Annotated in this window: 20 protein-coding genes, 1 other RNA gene and 1 pseudogene; 13 read left to right on the top strand and 9 right to left on the bottom strand. The window is 53.6% G+C overall.

The genetic code is table 11. The features are described from left to right. Positions 1-25: 25 nt before the first annotated feature. Positions 26-718, top strand: coding sequence for an OmpA family protein (locus HRU77_00665; protein ID QOJ19339.1), 693 nt, complete (start codon positions 26-28; stop codon positions 716-718). A gap of 78 nt (positions 719-796) precedes the next feature. Continuing rightward, positions 797-1,051, top strand: coding sequence for a hypothetical protein (locus HRU77_00660; GenBank protein QOJ19338.1), 255 nt, complete (start codon positions 797-799; stop codon positions 1,049-1,051). 16 nt (positions 1,052-1,067) lie between these two features. Here the strand turns inward: HRU77_00660 and HRU77_00655 are convergent, their stop codons facing one another. The 5 genes from HRU77_00655 to HRU77_00635 all read right to left on the bottom strand — a co-directional run bounded on the left by HRU77_00655 (position 1,068) and on the right by HRU77_00635 (position 7,250). After that, entirely contained in the window at positions 1,068-2,291 is a 1,224-nt protein-coding gene (locus HRU77_00655; GenBank protein ID QOJ19337.1) for an aminotransferase class I/II-fold pyridoxal phosphate-dependent enzyme, read from the bottom strand. 11 nt (positions 2,292-2,302) lie between these two features. Continuing rightward, positions 2,303-3,259 (bottom strand): NAD-dependent epimerase/dehydratase family protein, encoded by a 957-nt coding sequence (locus tag HRU77_00650; GenBank protein QOJ19336.1) that lies wholly within the window; start codon positions 3,257-3,259, stop codon positions 2,303-2,305. Between the two features lie 118 nt (positions 3,260-3,377). Then, positions 3,378-4,439, bottom strand: coding sequence for a 3-deoxy-7-phosphoheptulonate synthase AroG (gene aroG, locus HRU77_00645; GenBank protein QOJ19335.1), 1,062 nt, complete (start codon positions 4,437-4,439; stop codon positions 3,378-3,380). A gap of 135 nt (positions 4,440-4,574) precedes the next feature. Continuing rightward, positions 4,575-6,008: a TM0106 family RecB-like putative nuclease gene (locus HRU77_00640; protein QOJ19334.1), complete on the bottom strand. Its 1,434-nt coding sequence runs from the start codon at positions 6,006-6,008 to the stop codon at positions 4,575-4,577. Positions 6,009-6,122: 114 nt separating this feature from the next. Beyond that, positions 6,123-7,250 (bottom strand): HD domain-containing protein, encoded by a 1,128-nt coding sequence (locus tag HRU77_00635; protein QOJ19333.1) that lies wholly within the window; start codon positions 7,248-7,250, stop codon positions 6,123-6,125. Between the two features lie 149 nt (positions 7,251-7,399). Here HRU77_00635 and ffs point away from each other — a divergent pair. The 6 genes and pseudogenes from ffs (at position 7,400) to HRU77_00605 (ending at position 16,439) form a co-directional block, all read left to right on the top strand. Beyond that, positions 7,400-7,498: signal recognition particle sRNA small type (gene ffs, locus HRU77_00630), an RNA gene on the top strand. Positions 7,499-7,571: 73 nt separating this feature from the next. Continuing rightward, complete coding sequence (dnaX, locus tag HRU77_00625; GenBank protein ID QOJ19332.1) at positions 7,572-9,170, top strand: DNA polymerase III subunit gamma/tau; 1,599 nt, start codon at positions 7,572-7,574, stop codon at positions 9,168-9,170. A gap of 11 nt (positions 9,171-9,181) precedes the next feature. After that, on the top strand, positions 9,182-9,508 hold the full coding sequence (locus HRU77_00620; protein ID QOJ19331.1) for a YbaB/EbfC family nucleoid-associated protein: 327 nt from the start codon (positions 9,182-9,184) through the stop codon (positions 9,506-9,508). A 130-nt stretch (positions 9,509-9,638) separates the two neighbouring features. Next, complete coding sequence (locus HRU77_00615; GenBank protein ID QOJ19330.1) at positions 9,639-15,113, top strand: calcium-binding protein; 5,475 nt, start codon at positions 9,639-9,641, stop codon at positions 15,111-15,113. A 169-nt stretch (positions 15,114-15,282) separates the two neighbouring features. After that, positions 15,283-16,113 (top strand): pseudouridine synthase, encoded by an 831-nt coding sequence (locus HRU77_00610; protein ID QOJ19329.1) that lies wholly within the window; start codon positions 15,283-15,285, stop codon positions 16,111-16,113. A gap of 29 nt (positions 16,114-16,142) precedes the next feature. Beyond that, positions 16,143-16,439 (top strand): annotated as a pseudogene (locus HRU77_00605) (HigA family addiction module antidote protein). A 76-nt stretch (positions 16,440-16,515) separates the two neighbouring features. On the opposite strand, the gene HRU77_00600 reads toward HRU77_00605, so the two are convergent. The 3 genes from HRU77_00600 to prmB all read right to left on the bottom strand — a co-directional run bounded on the left by HRU77_00600 (position 16,516) and on the right by prmB (position 18,797). Then, entirely contained in the window at positions 16,516-16,971 is a 456-nt protein-coding gene (locus HRU77_00600; protein QOJ19328.1) for a hypothetical protein, read from the bottom strand. A gap of 83 nt (positions 16,972-17,054) precedes the next feature. After that, on the bottom strand, positions 17,055-17,759 hold the full coding sequence (locus HRU77_00595; protein QOJ19327.1) for a hypothetical protein: 705 nt from the start codon (positions 17,757-17,759) through the stop codon (positions 17,055-17,057). A gap of 138 nt (positions 17,760-17,897) precedes the next feature. Then, positions 17,898-18,797 (bottom strand): 50S ribosomal protein L3 N(5)-glutamine methyltransferase, encoded by a 900-nt coding sequence (gene prmB / locus HRU77_00590; protein QOJ19326.1) that lies wholly within the window; start codon positions 18,795-18,797, stop codon positions 17,898-17,900. A 111-nt stretch (positions 18,798-18,908) separates the two neighbouring features. Between prmB and tadA the strand changes: the two genes are divergently transcribed. Both tadA and HRU77_00580 read left to right on the top strand, forming a co-directional pair. Continuing rightward, complete coding sequence (gene tadA, locus HRU77_00585) at positions 18,909-19,427, top strand: tRNA adenosine(34) deaminase TadA (protein ID QOJ19325.1); 519 nt, start codon at positions 18,909-18,911, stop codon at positions 19,425-19,427. After that, positions 19,417-19,896, top strand: coding sequence for a L,D-transpeptidase (locus HRU77_00580; protein ID QOJ19324.1), 480 nt, complete (start codon positions 19,417-19,419; stop codon positions 19,894-19,896). Before tadA ends, HRU77_00580 begins: the two co-directional genes overlap by 11 nt. Before the next feature lie 102 nt (positions 19,897-19,998). Here HRU77_00580 and HRU77_00575 read toward each other — a convergent pair whose 3' ends face one another. After that, positions 19,999-20,310 (bottom strand): hypothetical protein, encoded by a 312-nt coding sequence (locus HRU77_00575; GenBank protein QOJ19323.1) that lies wholly within the window; start codon positions 20,308-20,310, stop codon positions 19,999-20,001. 264 nt (positions 20,311-20,574) lie between these two features. On the opposite strand from HRU77_00575, the gene HRU77_00570 reads away from it, so the two are divergent. The 3 genes from HRU77_00570 to fghA are packed head-to-tail and all read left to right on the top strand — an operon-like array spanning position 20,575 to position 23,032. Then, positions 20,575-21,084 (top strand): low molecular weight phosphotyrosine protein phosphatase, encoded by a 510-nt coding sequence (locus HRU77_00570; GenBank protein QOJ19322.1) that lies wholly within the window; start codon positions 20,575-20,577, stop codon positions 21,082-21,084. Continuing rightward, positions 21,081-22,187, top strand: coding sequence for an S-(hydroxymethyl)glutathione dehydrogenase/class III alcohol dehydrogenase (locus HRU77_00565; protein ID QOJ19321.1), 1,107 nt, complete (start codon positions 21,081-21,083; stop codon positions 22,185-22,187). Before HRU77_00570 ends, HRU77_00565 begins: the two co-directional genes overlap by 4 nt. Before the next feature lie 2 nt (positions 22,188-22,189). After that, the gene (fghA, locus tag HRU77_00560) at positions 22,190-23,032 is read left to right on the top strand and encodes an S-formylglutathione hydrolase (protein QOJ19320.1); all 843 of its coding nucleotides are present in this window, start codon (positions 22,190-22,192) and stop codon (positions 23,030-23,032) included. Positions 23,033-23,077: the final 45 nt, after the last annotated feature.

The following is a 23,077-nucleotide window of genomic DNA, read 5'->3' as shown; positions in this document are numbered from 1 at the left end:
CTAATTCAATCACGAGGATATCATCATGAAAAAATATCACGCCTTGCCGCTGGCGATTTCGATCCTGTTTCTAACCGCTTGCGCTACGCCCAAAACCGATACGGAAGATCTGAAAGCCGAAATAAAGGCTGCCCGGATGGGTCACTACGGGCAAGCCATGTTTCATCAAGAGCAATCCGAAGAAGATCTAGAAACCGCTAATGAGATTCTGGGTCATCTGGAAAAGAATCACTACTGGAATATCAACGAGAAGCAAAAAGCGCTGGATGCCGCTAAATCAGCCGCGCGCCATCGTTTGGAAGCCGAGAAGGCAATGTGTCTGTGGCTGACCGAAGTGCACGGCCATAATCACCATAAAAAAGAAGCGATTCACGATACTGTCGCTTACTTCAAAACGGGCAGCGCGGTACCCTTTAAAACCAAGGACGACACGATCGGCAAAGTGGGCAGTTGGTTAAAAGAGCATCCCGATGCGACTGCAACCGTCACGGCATCGACGGATACCGTCGGCAAACCGGACTACAACCAGGATTTGTCGGAGAGGAGAGCCAAAGAAGTAATAAAACGATTGATAGACAATGGCGCCAGGCCCGGTCAACTCATTGCAAAACCGATCGGTGAAGTTCCCGGCGCTGACAACACACCCGATCAGGAAAACCGTGTTGCGATCGTGATCACCTCGCACCCCAATTATGTGGATTGCCCCAATGTAAAATAAGATAAAAGACTCGCCTGGTTAGATAATCACTAGTTAGGCGAGAATCGCTTAATTCCAATCAATAAGAGAGAAATGAACATGAAACTACGCTATTTTTTTATCATCGTCATCGCATTATTGACTTTATCCGCTTGTGAAAAAAAACCAACGGATACTGCAGCAAAGGTCGTGGATAAAGTCGACGATGCGCTGGACCGGCGCCCTCACGAGAAAGCGCGCGATGCTATCGAAGATATCACGAGTGCTGCGAAGGAAGCTTCCGAAGAAGCTCAGGGGAAAATAGAAGAAATCACCGAAGAGATAAAAAATCAAGCCAAGGATGCTGCGAAATAGTCCGGTCGAATCCCCGCTACTGGCGGAAATCCGCCAATACATTGAGTAAATACTCTAAATCCTTACCGGTATGTTCGGCGCAAACCTGCAAGCGGATCTCCTGATCCCCTTGCGGCACGACCGGATAGTTCAAGCCGGTGGCGAGGATGTTGTGATCGAATAAATGCGCGACCAAGGCGGCGGTTTTGGTGGTGTCGCGAATAAACAGCGGCACGATCGGATGCTCCCCGGTGAGTGTCTCGAAGCCTAATTGCTGCAACCCGGATCGTAATCTGCGGCTGAAATCGCGCAGTCGTTCAAGTAACTGCAAGCCTTCCGCGCTTTCCAGAATATCCAGCGCCGCCAATGCGGCAGCCGCTTCGGCGGGTGTGATGGGGTTGGAATAGATATACAGCGGTGCGGTTTCGCGCAAATAGGCAATCGTCGTAGCGCTGGCGGCAACGTAACCGCCGTTGACACCGAATGCCTTACCGAGTGTAGCGATCAATATATCCGCTTGAGCGCCGGTCACTTCCTCGCTGCCTCGCCCGGTTTTTCCGAAAGCGCCGATGCCGTGCGAGTCATCCACGACGGTAACGATCCCTTCGGGATAGTCATCTTGGTGCCTGGCGCAACAAGCATCAAGCTCGGCCAGCGGCGCATGATCGCCGCGCATGCTGAAAATCCCGTCGGTCACGACACACACGCGCTGATAACGGTCACGGTTGGCGTTCAGGATATTCTCCAGCTCACTGATATTGCTATGCGCGTAAATCGCCTTCCCGGCGGGATGCGCCAAGCGGATCGCATTGATGATGCAATTGTGGTTGAGCACATCGCTGACCACCAGCGTTTGTTCGGAAATCAACTGCGGCAGCACGCCGGTCATCGTCGCATAGGCGGCGCTGAACAGCATCGCCGCTTCGCGCCCGTGAAACGCCGCCAACCGCCGTTCCAGTTCGACATGCGGCGCGTACGTGCCGCTGATAAAACGCACCGCGCCGGGACCGGCGCCGAATTCCTCAACCGCGCGCGTTTCCGCTTCGATCACCGCCGGATGCCGCGCGAGACCCAGATAGGAATTTGAGTTCATGCGCAAGAATGCGCGTCCATCATAGCCCTGCAACCGGTAGCGCGGACCGGAGCCGGCGGACGGCGGCAGCACGCCGGTGACGATTTTCTCGTCCCCCTTGCGCACGCCCTGTTGCTGCAAGTAATTGAGTTTTGCCTGGAACAGCGATTCGATTTTCGCGAGTGACATATTACCTCCGGTTATTCGTTGCGTAATTTGACCGTGATATGCCGCAGCATATCGGTCACCATCGCCGCCAAATCGTACTGCGGCTGCCAGCCCCATTCATTGCGGGCAGCGCTATCGTCCATATGGCGCGGCCAGGAATCGGCGATCGCCTGACGCAGCGGATCGATGGCATAGCTGATGGTAAAACCGGGCAAATGCCGTTGTATTTCCGCCGCCAATTGCGCCGGTGTGAAACTCATCGCGGTGGCATTGAAACCGTTGCGATGCGTCAATCGGCGCGCATCGGTTTCCATCAATTGGATCGCCGCCTGGATGGCATCGGGCATGTACATCATGTCGAGTTGTGTATCGGCGCGCAGAAAACAGTCGTAATGCCGCTGTTTCACCGCGGCATAAAAAATATCCACGGCATAATCGGTCGTCCCGCCGCCCGGCAGCACCTGATTGGAAATCAGTCCCGGATAACGCACACCGCGCGCGTCGACGCCGTAGCGGCGATGATAGTAATCGCACAGCAGTTCGCCCGTCACTTTGGTAATCCCATAGATCGTCGACGGATGCTGCACGGTATCCTGCGGCGTATCGAATGGCGGTGTATCGGGACCGAATGCGGCGATGGAGCTTGGAAAAAATACCTGGCAACCATGCTTGCGCGCGCTTTCCAGCACATTCAGCAGGCCGTTCATGTTGATATCCCAGGCGTGCAACGGCTGCTCCTCGGCCACGGCGGAAAGCAATGCGGCGAGATGATAAATGACGGTAACACCCTGCTTCGGCACCAGCGCATCAAGCACCGCCGCGTCGCGCACGTCGAGACTGACATACGGGCCGGTATGCGCCAGATGACCGGACGGTTCACGGCGATGCCCGGCGGCGATGACGTTATCCGCGCCATGGCGCTCGCGCAACGCTAGTGTCAATTCGGCGCCGATTTGACCGGTTGCGCCGGTTACCAGAATTTTAGGCATACCCTACTCTCCACGATCCTGTACCTTAAACAGCGTTATTTCAATACCCGTTAACCGGAAAGTTCTGGGCAAATGACTCGCTTGGATGGTGAACCAAGTGGTCGCAATCACCGGAAAGCTATTTCTTTCCGCGCTTCTCGACCGCATCGGCAAGCTGGTGCAGCACGCGCTCGGTTGTCTCGAAACTGATGCAGCCGTCGGTAATGCTTTGCCCGTAAACCAATTCCTCACGCTTCTTGCCGTCAGCCTTTTGGTTGCCTTCGACCAAATGGCTTTCGATCATCACACCGCAGATCGCGCGATTGCCGTTTGCAATCTGCTCGGCCACGTTGACCGCGACTTCGGCCTGGCGGCGGTAATCCTTGTGACTGTTCGCATGACTGAAATCGATCATCAAATGCGGCGGCAGTTTGGCCTTTTCCAGTTCTTCGATGGCGGACGCCACGCTGGCGGCATCGTAATTCGGTTTTTTACCGCCGCGCAGAATGATGTGGCAATCTTCATTGCCTTTGGTGGCAAAAATTGCGGTATGCCCTTCCTTGGTGACCGACAGGAAATGATGCGGCCGGGAAGCCGCGGCAATCGCGTCGATCGCGATATTCAGATTGCCGTACGTGCCGTTCTTAAACCCGATCGGACAGGATACGCCGGACGCCAATTCCCGATGCCCCTGATTCTCGGTGGTGCGCGCGCCGATGGCCGCCCAGCTGATCAAATCGGACAAATACTGCGGACTGATCAAATCCAGATATTCGGTAGCCGATGGCATGCCGATCGTATTCAGATCCAGCAATAGCCTGCGCGCCGTCCGCAAGCCTTTGTTGATATGAAAACTATTGTCCAGATCGGGATCGTTGATCAAACCTTTCCAGCCGATCGTGGTGCGCGGTTTTTCGAAATACACTCGCATCACAATATGCAATTGCCGCTTCAATTTTTCGCGTAAATGCTTCAGCCGTGCCGCATACTCCAATGCCGCATCGACATCGTGAATCGAGCAAGGACCGACCACGACCAGCAGACGGTCATCTTCGCCATGCAAAATACGATGAGTGCCTTGCCGCGCGGCATAAACCGTTTCCGTCGCAATCTCCGTCATCGGATATTCGCGGTGCAGTTCCACCGGCGGAGTCAGTTCATGCACGCCGACAATGCGCAAATCATCGGTCTGGTATTTCATAACATTTCCTTTTTATTGGCTTCCGGATTCAATCACGAAAATTCACTGGGCAGTAAATCCAACGTGGATTGGAAAAAAGCGTATTTTAACCTATGCGGGGGATTTCATCAGAACGGAAGAATAACCGGACGATCTTCAGGAAAAATGCTCCCGCAACCAGACTTCCAGCCTGCGCGTGGCAATCACGTCGTCGCGGTTGTAGCCCAGTATGGCGGCTTTCAGTTTTTGTTTTTCAACCAAACTCGTTTCCGCGCGGAAACGGTTGAACTGCACCACCGACCATTGCGATCCGGATTCCGCGTTTTCCCATTGAAAATTTACCAACCCCGGATGCTTGCAGATATCTTTCAAACCGTAGCCTTGCAGCGGCAAAACCAGACAATCCAGAACCGGATTTTGCATATCGAACAGCGGACTGTCCGCACCCAGCAGCCAAGTCACGGTGGCGTGTTGGGTCATGCCGTAACGCTCGGCATATTTACCGATGGTGGCTCTTTCGTGATTGGAATAATGCGCCAGTACCAAATCGGGATATTGCGCACGATAGCGGTCAATTTGCTGCAAAAAACCCAACCAGCCTTGGTAATCGCTGACTTCATCGTCGCTCCAGACGTACTCAAAATTTTCCCTGCCGTGCGGCGGCACCAGGAATCCCCACAGATAGACATGGCGCTTGCGATCCGGTGTCAACGGATTATCCTCGATATCGAAATGAATCCAAGTGCCGCGCGGCAAAACGGCTTTGTTCAGTTGAAACACTTCTCCGCTTAAAAACGAGCGCGCTTGCAAAATAGCGCGATGCTTGCGTTTATGGCCTTTGAGATGCGGCACATCGGGAATGGATTCGATCGATTGCACGGCCAACTCGGAAATGGTCGAAACTCCCGCTTCTTCGAGATGATCCGCCGCTTGGCCATGCACACCGTACAACAACGAAATATCCTCCTTGGCTTCAAATTCCGGACGGCAAGCCGCTGCATGCGGGCAAATGCGGCATTTGCTGTGGCTATAGCGAACTGCGGGCGGTTGCGGTAAATCCAGCAATGCGCGCATGCCGGTAATAAATTCATCGACCAGCGATTCGACTTCGTCGCCGAGCTGCGCAATCCGGCCGTCGCCGAGAAAAACCAGCGCCGGTAATTCATTCCTTAGCAAACGGCGGTAGATCCCCAATTGAATCTGGATCGATTTCTTATTTTCACTTAACGAAAGCTTGGCGTCCGCCGGTTGATAGTGACCGCTATCATGCCGGATCAGGAAATCGGGATATCCCACCAAACCTTGTCGCTCATCCATCAAGCGGCCCTGATAAATGACCGCTGCACCTTGCTGCATCAAGGCTTGCGTATGCTCAAAGGAAACCGCTGTGCTGATGGGATACTGACTTTCCAGTCTGGCCAGCATGACAGCTTCATGCTCCAGTCCGAGCTCGCTGAGCAGCCGGTTAAACGCGTCAGGTTCCGATACGGACGGCCGATGTTTATCCAGCCAGACACGCCGGATGCAAGATATCCATGCACTGGCGTCACTGGGCTTGATCAAGATGGGAGCGGAATCACCGGCAGTCATCGCATTATTGCCGAGCTTGAATTAAAAGCGTCAATTTTAGCGAATTTACGCGATTGGCTGCGAACGGATTTTAACGAAGAAACTTGGATGGTTCGGATGTTGAAGGAAATACCGTCAACCGTAGCTATTTTCCTTGAATTGTTGCTGAATTTCCTCCACTTTACTGCGATTTTCGATCAGCGCATTGACACAATCGGCATCGAGCTTTTCACCGGCCAGTTGTTGCAACAGGGCAAATGCCTTTTCGTTGCTCCAGGCTTCCTTATACGGACGATGCGAAGTCAATGCGTCGAAAACATCGGCTACCGCGACAATACGCGCTTCCAGCGGAATTTCATCATAACGTTTACCCGCCGGATAGCCGCCGCCGTTCACCGCTTCATGGTGAAATTCGGCGATATTGCGCAGCACGTCGATGTGATTGATGCTGTTGAAGCCGAAATTCATGACGATATCATCGATCATTTCCCTGCCCTTGCGCGCGTGCGTATTCATCACCGACCGCTCTTCCTCGTTCAACGGCCCCGGTTTCAGCAAAATACTGTCCGGTATGGCGATCTTGCCGATATCGTGCAACGGCGAAAACATGAAAATATGTTCGATATACACATCGTCCAGATCATATTGACCGGCAAGCGCTTCGGCGATGATGCGGCTGTAGCGCGACATGCGATCCAAATGACTGCCCGTTTCGGGATCGCGGAAATGGGTAATGCCGCTGGTCGTTTTCAATGCGGCGTTCATGACTTTCAATGAAGCCAGTTCATTGACGATCATCAGCGCGATCAGGTGGCCGTAGACATCGAGCACGCTCAGTACATTCTCGGTGAATACGTCCGCTTGGTGCGAATTAAAGAACAAAAAGCCGACAAACTCACCGCTGTGAAAAATCGGCATGGTGTAACTCGCAGCGTAACCGGAGCGACCGATACGTTGCGTATGCTCATGCGTGCCGTTCTCGAAAGTCACCAGATTGTTAACCACCCTCGGCAAGCCTTTGGCGAGAATTTCCTTTAGCGACGGTGCGTTATCCAGCGACGCTTGATAATGCGCCAAGGGTTTGTCGCCGCCGCTGCTGTCCATGTAGGTTTTCAGTATGTTGGTATCGGAATCGTACAGCGCAATCGCAATCCGTGAAACGAACGGAAACTTGCTCTGCACCGAGCGGTGCGCGCTGACTATTTTATCTTTCAACGATAACGGCTTATTCAAATCGTCGAGCAGATCGCGATGATGATACATAGTCGGGTCTCAGGAGAAAAATGACATAACGGCCGGATCAAATTTGAGTTTGAATTTTTTTCATTTTAACGGCATGTACACATTCTCCGGCAATTGAAATTGGAGTAATCGGTCATCTGCTGGTATACTGCCGCAACTTTTGCTTTTATGGCGGGCCTCCCCGCATTGCAAGATAGCCAACCTGGTCAGGTCCGGAAGGAAGCAGCCACAGCTATTTATTGCGAGTGCCGGGGGTCGGGCTCGCCACCCGATACGAACTGGGATCTCTCCGGATTTGTTCACTGGCTTAATAGGATCTAATTCGCTTTTCCAATCAAAAACGTGTCCCAAACACAAGTCCTTGCGCGCAAGTGGCGTCCAAGAAATTTCTCCGAACTGACCGGACAAGAACATGTGGTCAGAGCGCTGACCAATGCGCTTGAACAAAACCGCTTGCACCATGCGTATTTGTTCACCGGCACGCGCGGCGTCGGCAAAACCACCATCGCCCGCATCCTGGCCAAGTCGCTCAACTGCGAAACCGGCGTAACCGCCGCCCCCTGCGGCGCTTGCGCGGCGTGCCTGCAAATCGATAGCGGCAGTTTCATTGATCTGATCGAACTGGATGCGGCGTCCAACACGCAAGTCGACAACATGCGCGAACTGCTTGAAAATGCGCTATACGCGCCGACCAGCGCGCGCTTCAAGATTTACATCATCGACGAAGTGCACATGCTGTCGAAATCGGCGTTCAACGCCATGCTGAAAACATTGGAAGAGCCGCCGGAGCATGTCAAATTCGTCTTGGCGACCACCGATCCGCAAAAAATCCCGGTCACGGTGTTGTCGCGCTGTCTGCAATTCAATTTGAAGCAAATTCCGCCGGCGCAAATCGCCGGGCATCTCAAAAATATCCTGGCGCAGGAAGAAATCCCCAGCGATGCGGTATCGTTGCAATTAATCGCTCGCGCCGCACAAGGCAGCATGCGCGATGCACTCAGTCTATTGGATCAAGCCATCGCCTTCGGTGAAGGCAGCATCGAGGAAGCGGGTGTGCGCGAAATGCTCGGCATCATTGATCAAGGCTATCTGTTCGATCTGCTCGAAGCACTGGCGCGGAAAGATGGCGCACAGCTCATGTCGCTGGCGGACGAAATGGAGGCGCAGTGCCTTTCATTCGAAGCCGCATTGCAAGAACTGGCCGCTCTGCTGCATCGCATCGCGCTGGCGCAAACAGTGCCGCAAGCGATCAGCGGCGATACACCGGAATATGCGCGCATTTTCGCGCTGGCAAAAACCTTGCCGCCCGATGACGTGCAATTGTTTTACCAGATTGCATTGCACGGACGCAGCGATCTGAGCTTGGCGCCCGATGAATACGCCGGTTTCACCATGACTTTGTTGCGCATGCTGACGTTTATGCCGGATGATTTGACGGCAAACCGGCAACCGCCGCAAACCGCGCGGGCAAGTTTCACACCGGCCGGTCCTGAGGAAAATAAACCGCAAACGGCAACAGCGCAATCCGCCGCTTCCCCCGCTCCCGCCGCACCCGCTTCCACCCTTGATTGGCCGCAATTGAGCCAGCAACTGAAACTGACCGGCATGGCGAAAATGCTGGCGCAACACAGCGAAGCCAAAACCCTGACTGGGGAAAAAATCGAATTATGCGTGCCCGATGTGCATAAGCACCTGCTGGATAAGAAATATCAGGATAAAATTCAAGCGGCGCTGCACACTTATTTCGGCAAGCCCGTGGCACTGAATTTTTCCGTCGGCAGCATCACCGGACTCACCCCGGTGGCATTGCAGCAACGTGAAGAAGAAGAAAAACAGGCGCAAGCCATCGCAGCGATTGAAACGGATCCGGTGGTGCAAGAATTGATCGAGCAGTTCGATGCAAAATTGATCGTTTCTTCAATAAAACCCATAGAAAAATAAAGGAGAGAACAATGATGAAAGGTAACCTCGGCAACATGATGAAGCAAGCGCAGATGATGCAGGAAAACATGCGCAAAATGCAGGAAAATCTTGCCAGCATCGAAGTGGAAGGCCAATCGGGTGCGGGTATGGTTAAAGTCACGATGACCTGCCGTCATGACGTCAAACGCGTCAGCATCGACAGCAGCCTGATCGGCGACGATAAGGAAATGCTGGAAGACTTGATAGCAGCGGCTTTCAACGATGCCGTGCGCAAAGTCGAAACGACCACGCAGGAAAAAATGTCGGCTCTGACCAGTGGAATGGGTCTGCCGCCGGGATTCAAACTACCCTTCTGAGGACATTTCTTACTTCGTAGAATAACTCGTTTCTTGATACGGCGCGGGGTTCATATCCGCCGATCCGGCGGTACCGGTTTAAAGCGCGGCATTGCACCCAATGCTAACCGAATAAATTGCAGGAATCCTTATGAATGGCAAGCAACTGGAGGTGATACAAACAGTTGTGGCAATGTTCAAAGCAGCGCCAGGGGCACGTTATTTAAGCGAATTTACCGCTTTTATCGATAACGCGGCCGGTTCCGTCAGGGATCTGGCCAACATCCTAGCGCAAACGGAAATATTTAAGCAAGCGCTATATCCGGATACGCTCTCCGATCATGAATTTTCCAGCCGGTTTGTAGAAAACACCGTTAATTCCCTGGTAAGCTCGGAAAATAAGGCATGGGCCGTTTCCGCAATAATGAACATGCTGAATGCGGGCGCAAACCGCGGGGAAGTCATCCATTGGGCGGCAACCGCATTGGCATCGGTTGATCGGGCCGATAGCCAGTGGGGCGCCGCCGCCGCGCAGTTCAATAATAAAGTCGAAATCGCTTCGTTTTACTCCGTCGAGCAAAGCGGACAAGCCACCAGTTTGCCGGTTCTGCAACAAGTGATCGCTCATGTCACTCCGGATAGCGCCAGCGTTTTGCTAGTTAAAGCGCTGCTGATCGCGGGCATCAGTGGAAAAGTAATGGACGGGTATGCCAAAGGGGCGCTGGTATTGGCCGACTTGAACGGAGATGGCGTGCGCAATGCCGCAGAATCCGGCGCAATAACCGATGCAACAGGCAACTTCTCACTGCCGGGGATCGCCGGGTTCGGTCACTTGATCGCATCCGGCGGGATCGATATCGCTACCGGTAAACCTTTTGCCGGCATGATGACAGCACCACCCGGCTCAACCGTGGTCAATCCGCTGACCACGTTGATCGATAAAATAGCGCAAAACGGTGGCAATATCGCTGAAGCAAATGCACACGTGTTGTCATCCTTGGGTCTGGATAAGGATATCGACCTGCTGCACTTCGACCCGATTCAAGAAACCATCCGCACGGACAGCAGCGCAACCGCGACCGGCATCGCCTTGGCGGTGCATGTCGCGGCAACGCAAACCGGATTACTTGTCAAGCAACTAGCGGCTTTATTCAATGGCGTGGGCGTTGTGGCGGGTGAAGCTGCCGCTATTGACCTCGCTTATGAAACATTGGCCGCTTCGCTTGCCAGCCAAACAAACCCAGTGAATTTGGCAGACAGCAGCGTTATTTCCCGGCTCATTCAGGATGCCGCATTGAGCGCCAGCACCGATCATGCCGCATTGCTCAAAGTCGGCGCGTTATTGGCCGACGCGTCACAAGCGATTGCCAATTTAAACCAAGCCATCGTTGATGCAGCCGCAAGCAGCTCGGATAGGTCAACCGTACTCGCCAATATCGCAGCCGTACAGATTGTCGCTGAAAACATCGCAGCGGCAATGCAATCGGGCGCCGCGGCGGGTAATGTGCGGGACACGGTAACCGGCACAACGGGATCGGCTTTAACCGGCGCAATCGCAGCCGCCGGGCCTGCCGTCGGCGATGTGGACGGCGATGGACTGTCCGATCCGCTCCCCGCGCCGCCGCCAATAAGCGGAGGCGGCGGCTCCGCACCCCCGGTCACCGTTTTTTCCTATTTGCCGACCAACACCACACCGTTTTCCGGCACTATGGCGAACGATGTGCTGTCCATTTCGACAGCGGCAGCGTGGACACCTCTGGCAATGACAGCGGTCATATTGGACGGCAACGCCGGTAACAATACGTTGAGTGTGCAGGATGGCTCCAGTATCGCCGCCGCCATTGTGCTTAACTTCCCCAATCTGACCTTTGATGCGACGGGCGTGACGGGAACGCACGACGTCACGATGTCTGCTTCGCAAAATCAACTCTTCACCGGCACCATTACGGCACCGGGTACAGGTGCGAACGGTGAAAAAATCACCGTCACGGGCGATGGCGCTATTACAACGCTGGCGAATGTGGAAAATTATGTGATTGCGGACGACTCCACCAATGCGCGCGCGGTAACCGTTACCAGCACCGGTACCAGCGTCACGGCAAATTCGGCATCCGATGCCATTACGTTTAACCTTGATGCATTGAGCTATACCGGGACGATTTCCGGCGACGGCACAGTGGACGACATCCTCAGCTTGGCAACAGGCGCCAATATCAGTAGCGCTACGATCACCAATGTCGAAGCGCTAACTTTGGCCTCGGGGGCGGCGGTCACGCTCACGGCATCACAAAATCAAAGCTTCACCGGCGCCATCACGGCTCCAGGCAGTGAAAAAATCACCATCACCGGCGATGGTGCGGTAACCATCTTGGCCAATATCGAAACTTATGAGCTGGGCGACGACACAACCAACGCACGCACCGTGACCACCGGCTCCGCCGCGCTGAACCTGATTGCGAACAACGCCAGCGACACCGTGACCGTCAATGTCGCGGCACTGGCGCAAAATACCGCGCTGACACTGGCAGCGGCCAGCGCCTCGGCATTGGTGGTGAATAACTTGGTTGGCGATATTGCCGCGGCAAATTTGAGCGGAACGCTGACGGTAACGACAGCCAATGCAGGCGATAACGGCATCAGCATCGCCACCGGATCGGCCGCCGCATCCGTGAATGTAGCCGCCGGTGCGGCATCCGATACCGTGAGCATCGATGCCGCTGCCTTGCCCAACAATACCGCACTGACGATCACTTCGGGCGGCGGCGCGGCAGGCACCGTCAATATTACGAATTTAACCGGCAATCTGACGGTTTCAAATCCAACCAGCGGCACGATCGGTGTTGCCGTAACCGACAATTCGGTTGACGACGGCATTGCCATCACAGCAGGCGCGCCCAATCTCGCGGTCACGGGTGTTGTCGATGGCGATACCGTAACGGTTACGGGCTTTACTGGGTCAACGTTAACCGGTGCGATTACGGGCACAACCGGCAAATTCAATATCACCACAGGCACGGGAACCAGCAGCATCACGACCGGCGCGGGCGACGATACGTTTACATTTGCCGCAGGCACCGGCCTCACCAGCGCGGACACGGTCGACGGCGACGCTGGAACGGATACGGTGGCGCTGACCGGCAACACGGCGGTGGCGGCCACCAATTTCAATAACGTTAAAAACATCGAAGCCATCACAATGGCCAACACCAGCACGGCTGTCGCCATCACAACGCAGGATACTTTAGTTGCCGCGGGTGCAACCTTAACGCTATCGAATGCCGCCAATTCCGGCATCTTGACCTTTAACGGCAGCGCGGAAACCAACGGCAGTTTCAAAATTACCGGCGGTACGGGCGTCGACAACATTACCGGCGGCGCTGGAGACGATACTTTCACTTTTGTTGCGGGTACCGGTTTGACGACCGACACGGTAAACGGCGGCGCAGGCACCGACACGGTCACGCTGACCGGCACCACGGCGGTTACTGCCGCTCAGTTCAATAATGTCAGCAATATCGAAGCCATTACACTGCCCGACATGGTGAATACCGCAGTCGCCATTACGACGGTGAATAACCTGGTCGCAGCGGGCGCAACCTTGACGTTATCGAATGCCGCGAATGCCGGTGTGCTGACATTTAACGGCGCAGCGGAAACCAACGGCACATTCAATATCACGGGTGGCACCGGTAACGACACGATTACCGGCGGTTCGGGAAACGACACTCTCACCGGCGGCAACGGTAACGACAGCATCACCGCCGGCTTGGGCAGCGATACCTTGGCGGGAGATTCCGGTAACGACACGTTCACGCTGGCGGCGGTTTCCGGTTTAACCAGCGGCGATACGATCGACGGTGGCAGCGGAACGGACACGGTCGCGTTGACCGGCAATACGGCTTTCACTGCGTCAACCGACTTCGACCATGTCAGCAACATCGAAACCATAACACTCGCCAACACCACTACAGCTGTCACGATCACCACCAAGGATACTTTGGTCGCCGCGGGCGCCACGCTGACGTTGTCCACGTCGACCACCGGCGGACTTACTTTTAACGGCGCGGCGGAAACCGATGGCGCGTTCACTATCACCAGCAGCGGCGCTTCCAGCGACACCATTACCGGCGGCGGCGACGCCGACAGCATCACATGCGGCACCGGCACGGATAACATCGGCAGCGGCGGCGGTGACGACACCATCACGTTTGCCGCCGGTAGCGGCCTGACCAGCGCGGATACCGTGGATGGCGGCAGCGGCGTCGATACTGTCGCGCTGACCGGCACCACGGCGGTTGCAGCAACCAATTTTGACAATGTCAGTAATATCGAAATGATCACCGTGGCCAACACCACGACAGCAGTCGCGATTATCGCCAAGGATGCGCTGGTTGCTGCGGGTGCCACGCTGACACTGCAAGCGACAACGCTGACCAGCGGCATCCTGACGTTCGACGGCAGCGCGGAAACAGACAGCGCTTTCTTCATCACCGGCGGCAACGCAGCGGATACGATCAAGGGCGGCGCAGGCAACGACACCTTGGACGGCGGCGCGGGGAACAACAATATCACGGCAGGCTTGGGCGACGATACGCTGACCGGCGGCTCCGGTAATGACACTTTCACGTTTGCCGCCGTCACTGGCCTTACCAGCGCGGATATCGTGGATGGCGGCGGTGGAACGGATACGGTCGCTTTGACCGGCAACACCGCCTTTACGGCATCCAATGATTTTGACAACGTTAAAAATATCGAAGCCATTACACTCGCCAATACCAACACGGCGGTCACCATCACAACCAAGGATATGCTGGTCGCGGCAAGCACCACCTTGACGTTGTCCAACGCCGCCAACTCCGACGCGCTAACTTTTACCGGCAGCGCTGAAACGGACGGCTCTTTTAACATCACCGGCGGCACCGGCAATGACAGTATCACCGGCGGCGCAGGCAACGATACGCTCGCCGGCGGTACCGGAAACGACACGCTCAGCGGTGGCGCGGGCAATGACGGCATTACCGGCGGCGCGGGCAGTGACAGCATCACCGGCAACGCCGGCGCGGATACGATCACTCTGGGCAGCAGCACCAACGACAATACCCGCCAAACCGTCATCTACAACGCAACCTCGGATGGCGCCGCAGCCGGTGCCAGCAGCGGAGCAGACACTATTACCCAATTCGACGCCAATGCGAACGATGCTACCGACGACTTGATTCAAATCGGCAGTGCATTAAAAACCGCGCTCGACGACGATGGTGACGGCACGCTGGATTATTCGGCCAGTGACGGCGCAGACTTGGGAAATCAAGCTATTGTTGGCGGCGCCAATCAGGAAGCGACGGTGCTGTCCGACAGCGAAGTTGAAATTGCACTGGCCGCTTTCACGACGCCCGGATTGGCCAGTCTGACGGCTGAATTGGGGGAAGAAATCGATTTTTCCGGTATTGCCACCGGTCAAGAGCATTTGTTCATCATGAATTTCTCAACGACGCAAACCGCGCTGGTATTGTACACAGCCGGGTCGGGCGGCGATGATACGATTGTTGCAACGGACTTACGGGTGTTAGGGGTCGTGACGCATAACGACGGCACCGGTCTGGCAGCCGATAATCTGAGCTTCTGACAAGCGGGAGCTACCGCCCGCAGGCGATAATCTGTTTCCGTAACGCCACGCCCGGCGCTATTATCGATAGATAAATTCATGACCGGGCAGCGGATGGTTTAAAATCGCCCATCTCTCGTTTCAGCAAATCGTCATTTTTAGTCAGCACAACTCCCAAGGTTAAACCGTCATGAAAGTAAACAGGCCGATCAGACCACCGGCAAAGAAAAAAGCACCCACCGTTCAGCGCGATGCGGCAAAAACCGCACCCGCCACCACCCCTACCCCGCCATCGGCCACTTTCAAACTGCAAAAGCTGCTGGCGCACAAGGGATTGGGTTCGCGGCGCGAAATGGAAACGCTCATCGCCAGTGGTGAAGTCAGCGTCAACGGCAAAACCGCCACACTCGGCGACCGCGCTGGGCCGGGGGATGTGATTCGCATCGGCCGGCGCGTGATCCGCGTGCATGAAGAGGAATTGCCCAAAGTGCTGCTGTATCACAAACCGGAAGGTGAAATCGTCAGCCGTCACGACCCGGAAGGGCGCCCTTCCGTTTTCGACAAACTGCCGCACCTGCGCTCGTCCAAATGGATCGCCATCGGGCGGCTGGATTTCAACACCAGCGGACTGCTGATTTTCACCAACGACGGCACATTGGCCAACCGCCTGATGCACCCACGCTTTGAAATGGAACGCGAATACGCCGTGCGCATACTCGGCGAACTGACCGAAGAACAAATGAAGCAACTCACCACCGGCGTTCAACTTGAAGACGGCCAAGCGGCGTTTACCTATCTCGCCGATCAGGGTGGCGAAGGCGCCAATCACTGGTACCGCATCATCCTGAAAGAAGGCAAAAACCGCGAAGTGCGGCGCATGTTCGAAGCCATCGGCATCACCGTCAGCCGCCTGATGCGTGTACGCTTCGGCCCGCTCAACCTGCCGCCGCGCATCAAACGCGGACAGTGGCTGGAATTGGATGAGAAAGAAACGCGGCGATTGTTGAGTTTGATTGGGTGATTTGTAAATCTCAGTTAAGGAAAATGATCATGATCAAGCAAGGATTACCCACCATTCATCCGGGTGAATATTTGAGCGAAACCTTAACGGAACTGAATATTCCCCAGGCTGAATTCGCGCGTGCCATCAGCGTTTCAGCCATGCGCATTTCGCATATTGTCAAAGGAACCCGCCCGGTCACGGCAGAACTGGCTTTATTCATCGGACGCGCGTTAAATCAATCGCCGCAATATTGACTCAATCTGCAAACTGCTTATGATTTAAAAATTGCTGAGGCTAGTCTTGGTGAGTTGCTGGATGAAGTGCATTTGTTGGCACGGGTTTAATCAGTTGTGCCGATCACTCTAAGCTTGCCAGATAAACACAATAGGATGTTTGTTGAACGCACAAATTCATCTCTACCTACCTGCTCCACACCTCACTTGCCACACCGCCACTAAAAAACCAGACTCGATGAAACGGATGCGCGTGGGATTGAATGCTAGCAAAAATTGTTTTAGCGATAATACTTGCAGGAGTACCAACTCGACCTTCTGTATAACAAAGAAGCTCTATTGGATATCGCGTTTCATACGTTCGACTAAGTTTCTTTTTTATGATTTTAGTTGTTGGATCAGCTATGCGCATGTAATACACACCTCCCACTTCAATTGTAGCGTTGAACTCAGCAAGCTTTGGATCGCAGATTTCGACAAGCTCAAATGCTACTATCCCAGCGACTTGATGAGTACAGATGATATCGGGCTCAGGCGGTGAACACTTTTCGACTGTACCTAGGTCATAGGGAAAATTTCCCTCTATAACGAATTTCGAGAAAATCTCTATTTCACAAGAGCCTTTCGATTGTTCATTGCGCATAAAGTATATTCTGACAGCTAACGACAAAATAATCGAGCGGGTGCAAAGTGTCTGATTCGAAGAAACATAGTTAATTGTTAATACTATACACGACGATGTTCAAACAGCAGCTCTTGTCGTAGGACTTCGCGCTCATCAGATAGAATTGCCACTAGATACCCTTTATCTGGCTTTAGATTTGCCTCGGCAATCGCAACGCAGATACAAAAATACTTTCGAAACCAGTCACCATGATCATTCAAGCCAATTCTAGCGATATTTCCAATATCTATCCAAAACTGATATGCAATGCTCAGATGCCGAAGTTCTTCATTATTCTGCTCTGTGCCTTGATAGACCTTACTTGGAAAATACTGAGGATAAACCTTGGGCGCATAGATATAAAATGACTCAAAAAGCCCATCTGTAGATTCATGACGAATACCACTTGCAACCTCAGATGCATAGGTAGCTGCTTGAGTGTACAAGGCTCGCAGCGATGCATATTCTCCAATCATATCGATGATCCATGATCGACATTCTAAAATTTTATTTCTTGATTTTGAAATTTCCAAGAGACGCAAGCCTGCTATTCGCGAAACGTTGCGTCGAAATTCATTCGTCATCTGAGTCTGGATAACGTGCGATGCAAGATTATCCTTTGCACATTCGTCATTATTCAAATACAAATTAATTGAGATATAGGTTTGGCGTAACCAATCGTCATGTGCTAGCTGGCGTTTCAACTCCGATTCGAAGGCTCTTGCTTCTAACCATTCACTAAGCATTTTCAATAAACCTCTAAACATCAGAATAATTCCCCATTAGATGACAAATTTCTGGAATGACGCTATATATTGACCAGAAATAACATTAATCATTGGTACATGTATAGTTGCTCCATATCTGATACTGTTTTGAGCAAACATAGTCATGAGGTTGTGCGGCTAGCTATTCGGCAACTCCTCCCGCTGCAACAAAAACACAAATTCATCCCCGCCGCTGGTTTCCAGCCAAGTAAATGGTAATTGCGGAAACGCTCGTTCCAGCGCATCGCGGTTGTGGCCGATTTCGACGATCAGAATGCCGTCATCGGTTAAATGCCGCGCGGCTTGTTGCAGGATTTGGCGGGTTGCTTCCAGACCATCGTCGCCGCTGGCCAATGCGTTTTGCGGCTCGTGGCGGTATTCCTGCGGTAGGCGCTCCATCGATTCGGCGTTGACGTACGGCGGGTTGCTGATGATCAGATCGTAGCGTTTTCCTTGCAACGCTGAGAACAGATCGGATTCGACCAGGCCGATGCGGTCTTGCAGGCCGTAATCCTGCACATTCTTTTGGGCGACGGCGAGTGCCTGCGCGGAAATGTCGGCGGCGTCGATGTCTGCATTTTCAAACGCGTGCGCCATTAGGATGGCCAGACAACCGGAGCCGGTGCAAAGATCGAGCGCCGCAGTGATGTGATCGGGATCGGTAATCCACGGTGCCAGTTGCGTTTGCAGCAATTCGGCGATGAACGAGCGCGGAATGATGACGCGTTCGTCGACATAAAAACTGAAATCGCCGAGCCACGCTTCGTGCGTCAGGTAAGCTGCGGGAATGCGGTCTTTGACGCGGCGCTCGATGATTTCCAGCACCTGTTTGCATTCAGTTTCGGTCACGCGCGCATCCAGAAACGGTTCCAGTTGATCCAGTGGCAAATAGAGGGTTTTCAGAATAAGATACGCCGCTTCGTCGTAAGCCGTGGCGGAGCCGTGGCCAAAATGCAGACCAGCTTTGTTAAACTGGCTGACGGCAAAACGTAAAAGATCTCGGATGGTATGAAGTTGCGCTTGTGCTTGGACGATCATAGGTATGGGTTAGAAAGTAAAATGTGATGTTGATGCAACCGGGAAAACAGCATATTCGATCAAAACGGGATGCAATGTAGCATAAAAACTGTGAAGAGAAAGGATCATACAATGCCGGTCATCGCGCACGAAACCGAGGCTGATTTGAAAACCGGGAGCGATGCTTATTTCATGCAAACCGCATTACAGCTTGCGCAGCAGGCGCAGGATTGCGGCGAGGTACCAGTCGGCGCGGTGGTGGTGCGCGATGGTGTCATCATCGGGCGCGGTTATAACTGCCCGATTTCCGCCGCCGATCCCAGCGCGCATGCCGAAATCATGGCCATACGCGCAGCCGGGGTGCATTTGTCCAATTACCGTTTGCTGGATTGCACCTTGTATGTGACATTGGAGCCGTGCGTAATGTGCATCGGCGCGATTTTTCACGCACGCATTCAACGCCTGGTGTATGCGGCGGCCGACCCGAAAACCGGCGCGTGCGGCAGCGTCATCGATCTTCCGGCGGAAACGCGGCTGAACCATCATTTACAGGTGGCGGCCGGTATTATGGCGCCGGAAGCCAGCGCGCTATTGAAACAGTTTTTTGCGCAAAGACGCAAAGCAACCGGGCGGAGCAACCATGAAAATTGACATTACCATCGCAACCCAGCAACTGGATTTATTGGACGATGACGGGAGAATCATCCGGCAATACCGGATTTCGTCAGCCAAAAACGGCACCGGGCAGGAAAACGGCAGTTTTTGCACGCCGCTCGGGAAACACATCATCCGCGCCAAGATCGGCGCCGGTCAGCCGGTCAATACAGTTTTTATCAAACGGCGCCCTACCGGCGAGATTTATACGCCGGAACTGGCGCAGCAATTTCCCAAGCGGGATTGGATTTTGACGCGCATTCTGTGGTTGTGCGGCTGTGAGCCGGGATTCAATCGCTTCGGCTCGGTCGATACCATGCGCCGCTATATTTACATTCACGGCACGCCGGATAGCGTGGAAATGGGCAAGCCCGGTTCGATCGGGTGTATCCGCATGCGTAACAGCGAATTACTGGAGTTGTTCGATTGGGTTGCTGCCGGAACGCAGGTGAATATTCACAAGTAACCGCTGAATTTCAACCGCTGCGGCTGGCATCAATCCCGGTTAGCAGAAATTTTAAGTATTACCGTCAAACCTTATCTGCTTTACTCTGCTCGTTAGAAATTACTATATCAGCATGGTGCTGTTGTTTCGCGCTCGCGAGGATGCCAAGCCATCACCCATTAAAGGCTTCAGGTTGGGGAATTCTTTTTGATGTATTTCCTGCAACATATAGATCTCTTTTAGTACTTCCAACGGAAATCCTTGCCTGCCTTTGTCTCTTTCAACAACCAGCAGTTTACTAATATACTGATAAAACTCCTTGTATCCCCAATGCAATTGAATCATTTCCGCAACTCGTTTGTAATTCGTATCCAACAATGATTCCTTATCACCCAAATGGGTCGCAAACTCTTTAATCGATTTTTTTAATGACATTTCAATACTCCTCATCCAGTTAACTTGGTAATTACAATTCATTATTTTGGGATTACGATTTTCCTTAAGAATACCGGCAAATCCCATACCGCGAATTTTTTTGATTAACGGCAAATTGTAGGAATTGTCTGAGCTATTTTTTATTAACTCAAATGCGATATATCGCTTAAAAGTCACTGTTCACGGTACACACGAATTTCGTTTTGTCCGGTGTCGTGTTAATCTTCTGCACTGCTTTTGAACTCCGATTTAAATAGATGGGCTATGAACAAAGATAAAAAAATAAAAGTACTTTTCGTCTGCATGGGCAATATTTGCCGTTCTCCGACCGCCGATGCGGTTTTCCGTCATCATGTCAAAGAAGCTGGGGTCGATCATATAATCGAAGTGGATTCCGCCGGTACGCATGCATATCACATCGGCGATCCGCCCGATCACCGCGCGCAAAGCACGGCACTGCGGCGCGGCTACCGGATGCACGAGCTGCGCGCTCGTGCAGTGGAATCGAATGATTTCGAGGAATTTGACTATATTCTGGCAATGGACAAGGAAAATCTGACACTGCTGCTACAGCGCAGCCCACGGCAGCATGTCAACAAAATCCAGCTTTTCATGCAATACGCGCCCAGCGCCGAGGCGGATACCGAAGTGCCCGACCCCTACTTCGGCGGTCATCAAGGCTTCGAATTGGTACTGGACATGGTGGAAGAAGCCAGCCAGGGTTTGCTCAAGCATTTGCACGAAACCATTATCATAAACAGGAATCCCTCATGAAAACAAAAGCTGCCGTCGCCTGGAAAGCAGGCGAACCATTAACCGTCGAAGAAATCGATCTGGAAGGCCCGAAATCCGGTGAAGTGCTGGTCGAGATCAAAGCCACCGGCATTTGCCACACCGATTATTACACCTTGTCCGGCGCCGATCCGGAAGGCTTGTTTCCGGCCATTCTCGGTCATGAAGGTGCGGGCGTGGTCGTCGATGTCGGCCCTAACGTCAAATCGCTGCGCAAGGGCGACCACGTCATTCCGCTGTACACGCCGGAATGCCGCGAATGTAAATTCTGTCTGTCGAAAAAGACCAATTTATGCCAGGCCATCCGCAACACCCAAGGCAAAGGGTTGATGCCGGACAGTACCTCGCGTTTTTCCATCGACGGCAAACCACTGTTTCATTACATGGGCACGTCGACCTTCTCCAATTACACCGTCGTTCCCGAGATCGCACTGGCGAAAATCCGCGAAGATGCGCCATTCGATAAAGTGTGTTACATCGGTTGCGGTGTCACCACCGGCATCGGCGCGGTGATCTACACCGCAAAGGTAGAGGCTGGCGCGAATGTCGCAGTGTTCGGTCTGGGCGGCATCGGTTTGAACGTGATTCAAGGCGCGCGCATGGTCGGTGCAGACAAAATCATCGGCATCGACATCAACCCCGAACGCGAAGCGATGGCGCGCAAATTCGGCATGACGCATTTCATCAACCCGAACGATGTGCCAAACATCGTCGACGCCGTGGTGCAACTGACCGACGGCGGCGCGGATTACAGTTTTGAATGCATCGGCAGCACCAAAGTCATGCGCCAGGCATTGGAATGCACACATAAGGGTTGGGGACGCAGCATCATCATCGGTGTCGCCGAAGCCGGTGCGGAAATCAGTACCCGGCCGTTCCAATTGGTTACGGGGCGCAAATGGGAAGGCTCCGCATTCGGCGGCGCACGCGGTCGCACCGATGTGCCGAAAATCGTTGACTGGTACATGGAAGGCAAAATCGACATCGACTCGCTGATCACGCACACGCTGACGCTGGACAACATCAACGAAGGTTTCCGCCTGATGAAAGCCGGTGAATCGATCCGCTCCGTGGTGATTTACTGATCGTGACGACACTCGAAACCCGCAACCTGCATCACTGTTTTGGCGGCATTCAAGGCTATTATCAGCATCCATCCACGGTGATCGGCCTGCCGATGCGCTTCTCCGTGTATCAACCACCGCAAGCCAAAGATCACGCCGTACCGGTAGTGTTTTTCCTCGCCGGACTGACCTGCACCGAAGAAACCTTCATGATCAAAGCCGGGGCGCAACGCTACGCCGCCGAGCTCGGCCTGATGCTGGTCACGATGGACACCAGCCCGCGTCAGACTGGCATTCCCGGTGAAACCGACACGTGGGATTTCGGCGCCGGTGCCGGGTTTTACCTCGACGCAACACAAGCACCGTGGTCGAAGCATTACCGCATGGAAAGCTACATCACGCAGGAACTACGCAACATCATCATCGAACAATTTCCCGCAGACAAAAACCGCATCGGCATCTCCGGTCATTCGATGGGCGGACACGGCGCGCTAACTCTGGCATTACGCCGCCCCGACCTGTTCCGCTCGGTCTCCGCGTTCGCGCCGATTTGCGCTCCAATGCGTTGCCCGTGGGGACAAAAAGCCTTCAGCCACTACCTTGGCGAAAACCAGCAAAACTGGCAACCCTACGACGCCACCGCATTACTCCAGGCCGGTCACCGCGTCCCCGATCTGCTCGTCGATCAAGGATTCAACGATCAATTCCTGACCACACAACTCTTTCCCGAAGCACTCGAACAAGCCTGTGGCGATGCCGGCCAGCAACTGACGCTGCGCTATCATCAAGGGTACGACCATAGTTATTACTTTATCAGCACGTTTGTTGGTGAGCATTTGAAATATCATCGAGAACAACTCGACTAACATACGTTCGAATTACATTTCGCCGACAAACAACTGAATAGCTTC

The organism is Gammaproteobacteria bacterium (genome assembly GCA_015709615.1).
In the GTDB taxonomy this organism is placed as follows: Bacteria; Pseudomonadota; Gammaproteobacteria; order Burkholderiales; family Nitrosomonadaceae; genus Nitrosomonas.
Note: the sequence above shows the minus strand (reverse complement) of the source record. Positions and strands in the feature narration are given on the sequence as shown.

Coding starts and splice junctions, on each gene's coding strand:
- HRU77_00665 (QOJ19339.1), top strand. CDS start 26: ATGAAAAAATATCACGCCTTGCCGCTGGCGATTTCGATCCTGTTTCTA.
- HRU77_00660 (QOJ19338.1), top strand. CDS start 797: ATGAAACTACGCTATTTTTTTATCATCGTCATCGCATTATTGACTTTA.
- HRU77_00655 (QOJ19337.1), bottom strand. CDS start 2,291: ATGTCACTCGCGAAAATCGAATCGCTGTTCCAGGCAAAACTCAATTAC.
- HRU77_00650 (QOJ19336.1), bottom strand. CDS start 3,259: ATGCCTAAAATTCTGGTAACCGGCGCAACCGGTCAAATCGGCGCCGAA.
- aroG (QOJ19335.1), bottom strand. CDS start 4,439: ATGAAATACCAGACCGATGATTTGCGCATTGTCGGCGTGCATGAACTG.
- HRU77_00640 (QOJ19334.1), bottom strand. CDS start 6,008: ATGACTGCCGGTGATTCCGCTCCCATCTTGATCAAGCCCAGTGACGCC.
- HRU77_00635 (QOJ19333.1), bottom strand. CDS start 7,250: ATGTATCATCATCGCGATCTGCTCGACGATTTGAATAAGCCGTTATCG.
- HRU77_00620 (QOJ19331.1), top strand. CDS start 9,182: ATGATGAAAGGTAACCTCGGCAACATGATGAAGCAAGCGCAGATGATG.
- HRU77_00615 (QOJ19330.1), top strand. CDS start 9,639: ATGAATGGCAAGCAACTGGAGGTGATACAAACAGTTGTGGCAATGTTC.
- HRU77_00610 (QOJ19329.1), top strand. CDS start 15,283: ATGAAAGTAAACAGGCCGATCAGACCACCGGCAAAGAAAAAAGCACCC.
- HRU77_00600 (QOJ19328.1), bottom strand. CDS start 16,971: ATGCGCAATGAACAATCGAAAGGCTCTTGTGAAATAGAGATTTTCTCG.
- HRU77_00595 (QOJ19327.1), bottom strand. CDS start 17,759: ATGTTTAGAGGTTTATTGAAAATGCTTAGTGAATGGTTAGAAGCAAGA.
- prmB (QOJ19326.1), bottom strand. CDS start 18,797: ATGATCGTCCAAGCACAAGCGCAACTTCATACCATCCGAGATCTTTTA.
- tadA (QOJ19325.1), top strand. CDS start 18,909: ATGCCGGTCATCGCGCACGAAACCGAGGCTGATTTGAAAACCGGGAGC.
- HRU77_00580 (QOJ19324.1), top strand. CDS start 19,417: ATGAAAATTGACATTACCATCGCAACCCAGCAACTGGATTTATTGGAC.
- HRU77_00575 (QOJ19323.1), bottom strand. CDS start 20,310: ATGTCATTAAAAAAATCGATTAAAGAGTTTGCGACCCATTTGGGTGAT.
- HRU77_00570 (QOJ19322.1), top strand. CDS start 20,575: ATGAACAAAGATAAAAAAATAAAAGTACTTTTCGTCTGCATGGGCAAT.
- HRU77_00565 (QOJ19321.1), top strand. CDS start 21,081: ATGAAAACAAAAGCTGCCGTCGCCTGGAAAGCAGGCGAACCATTAACC.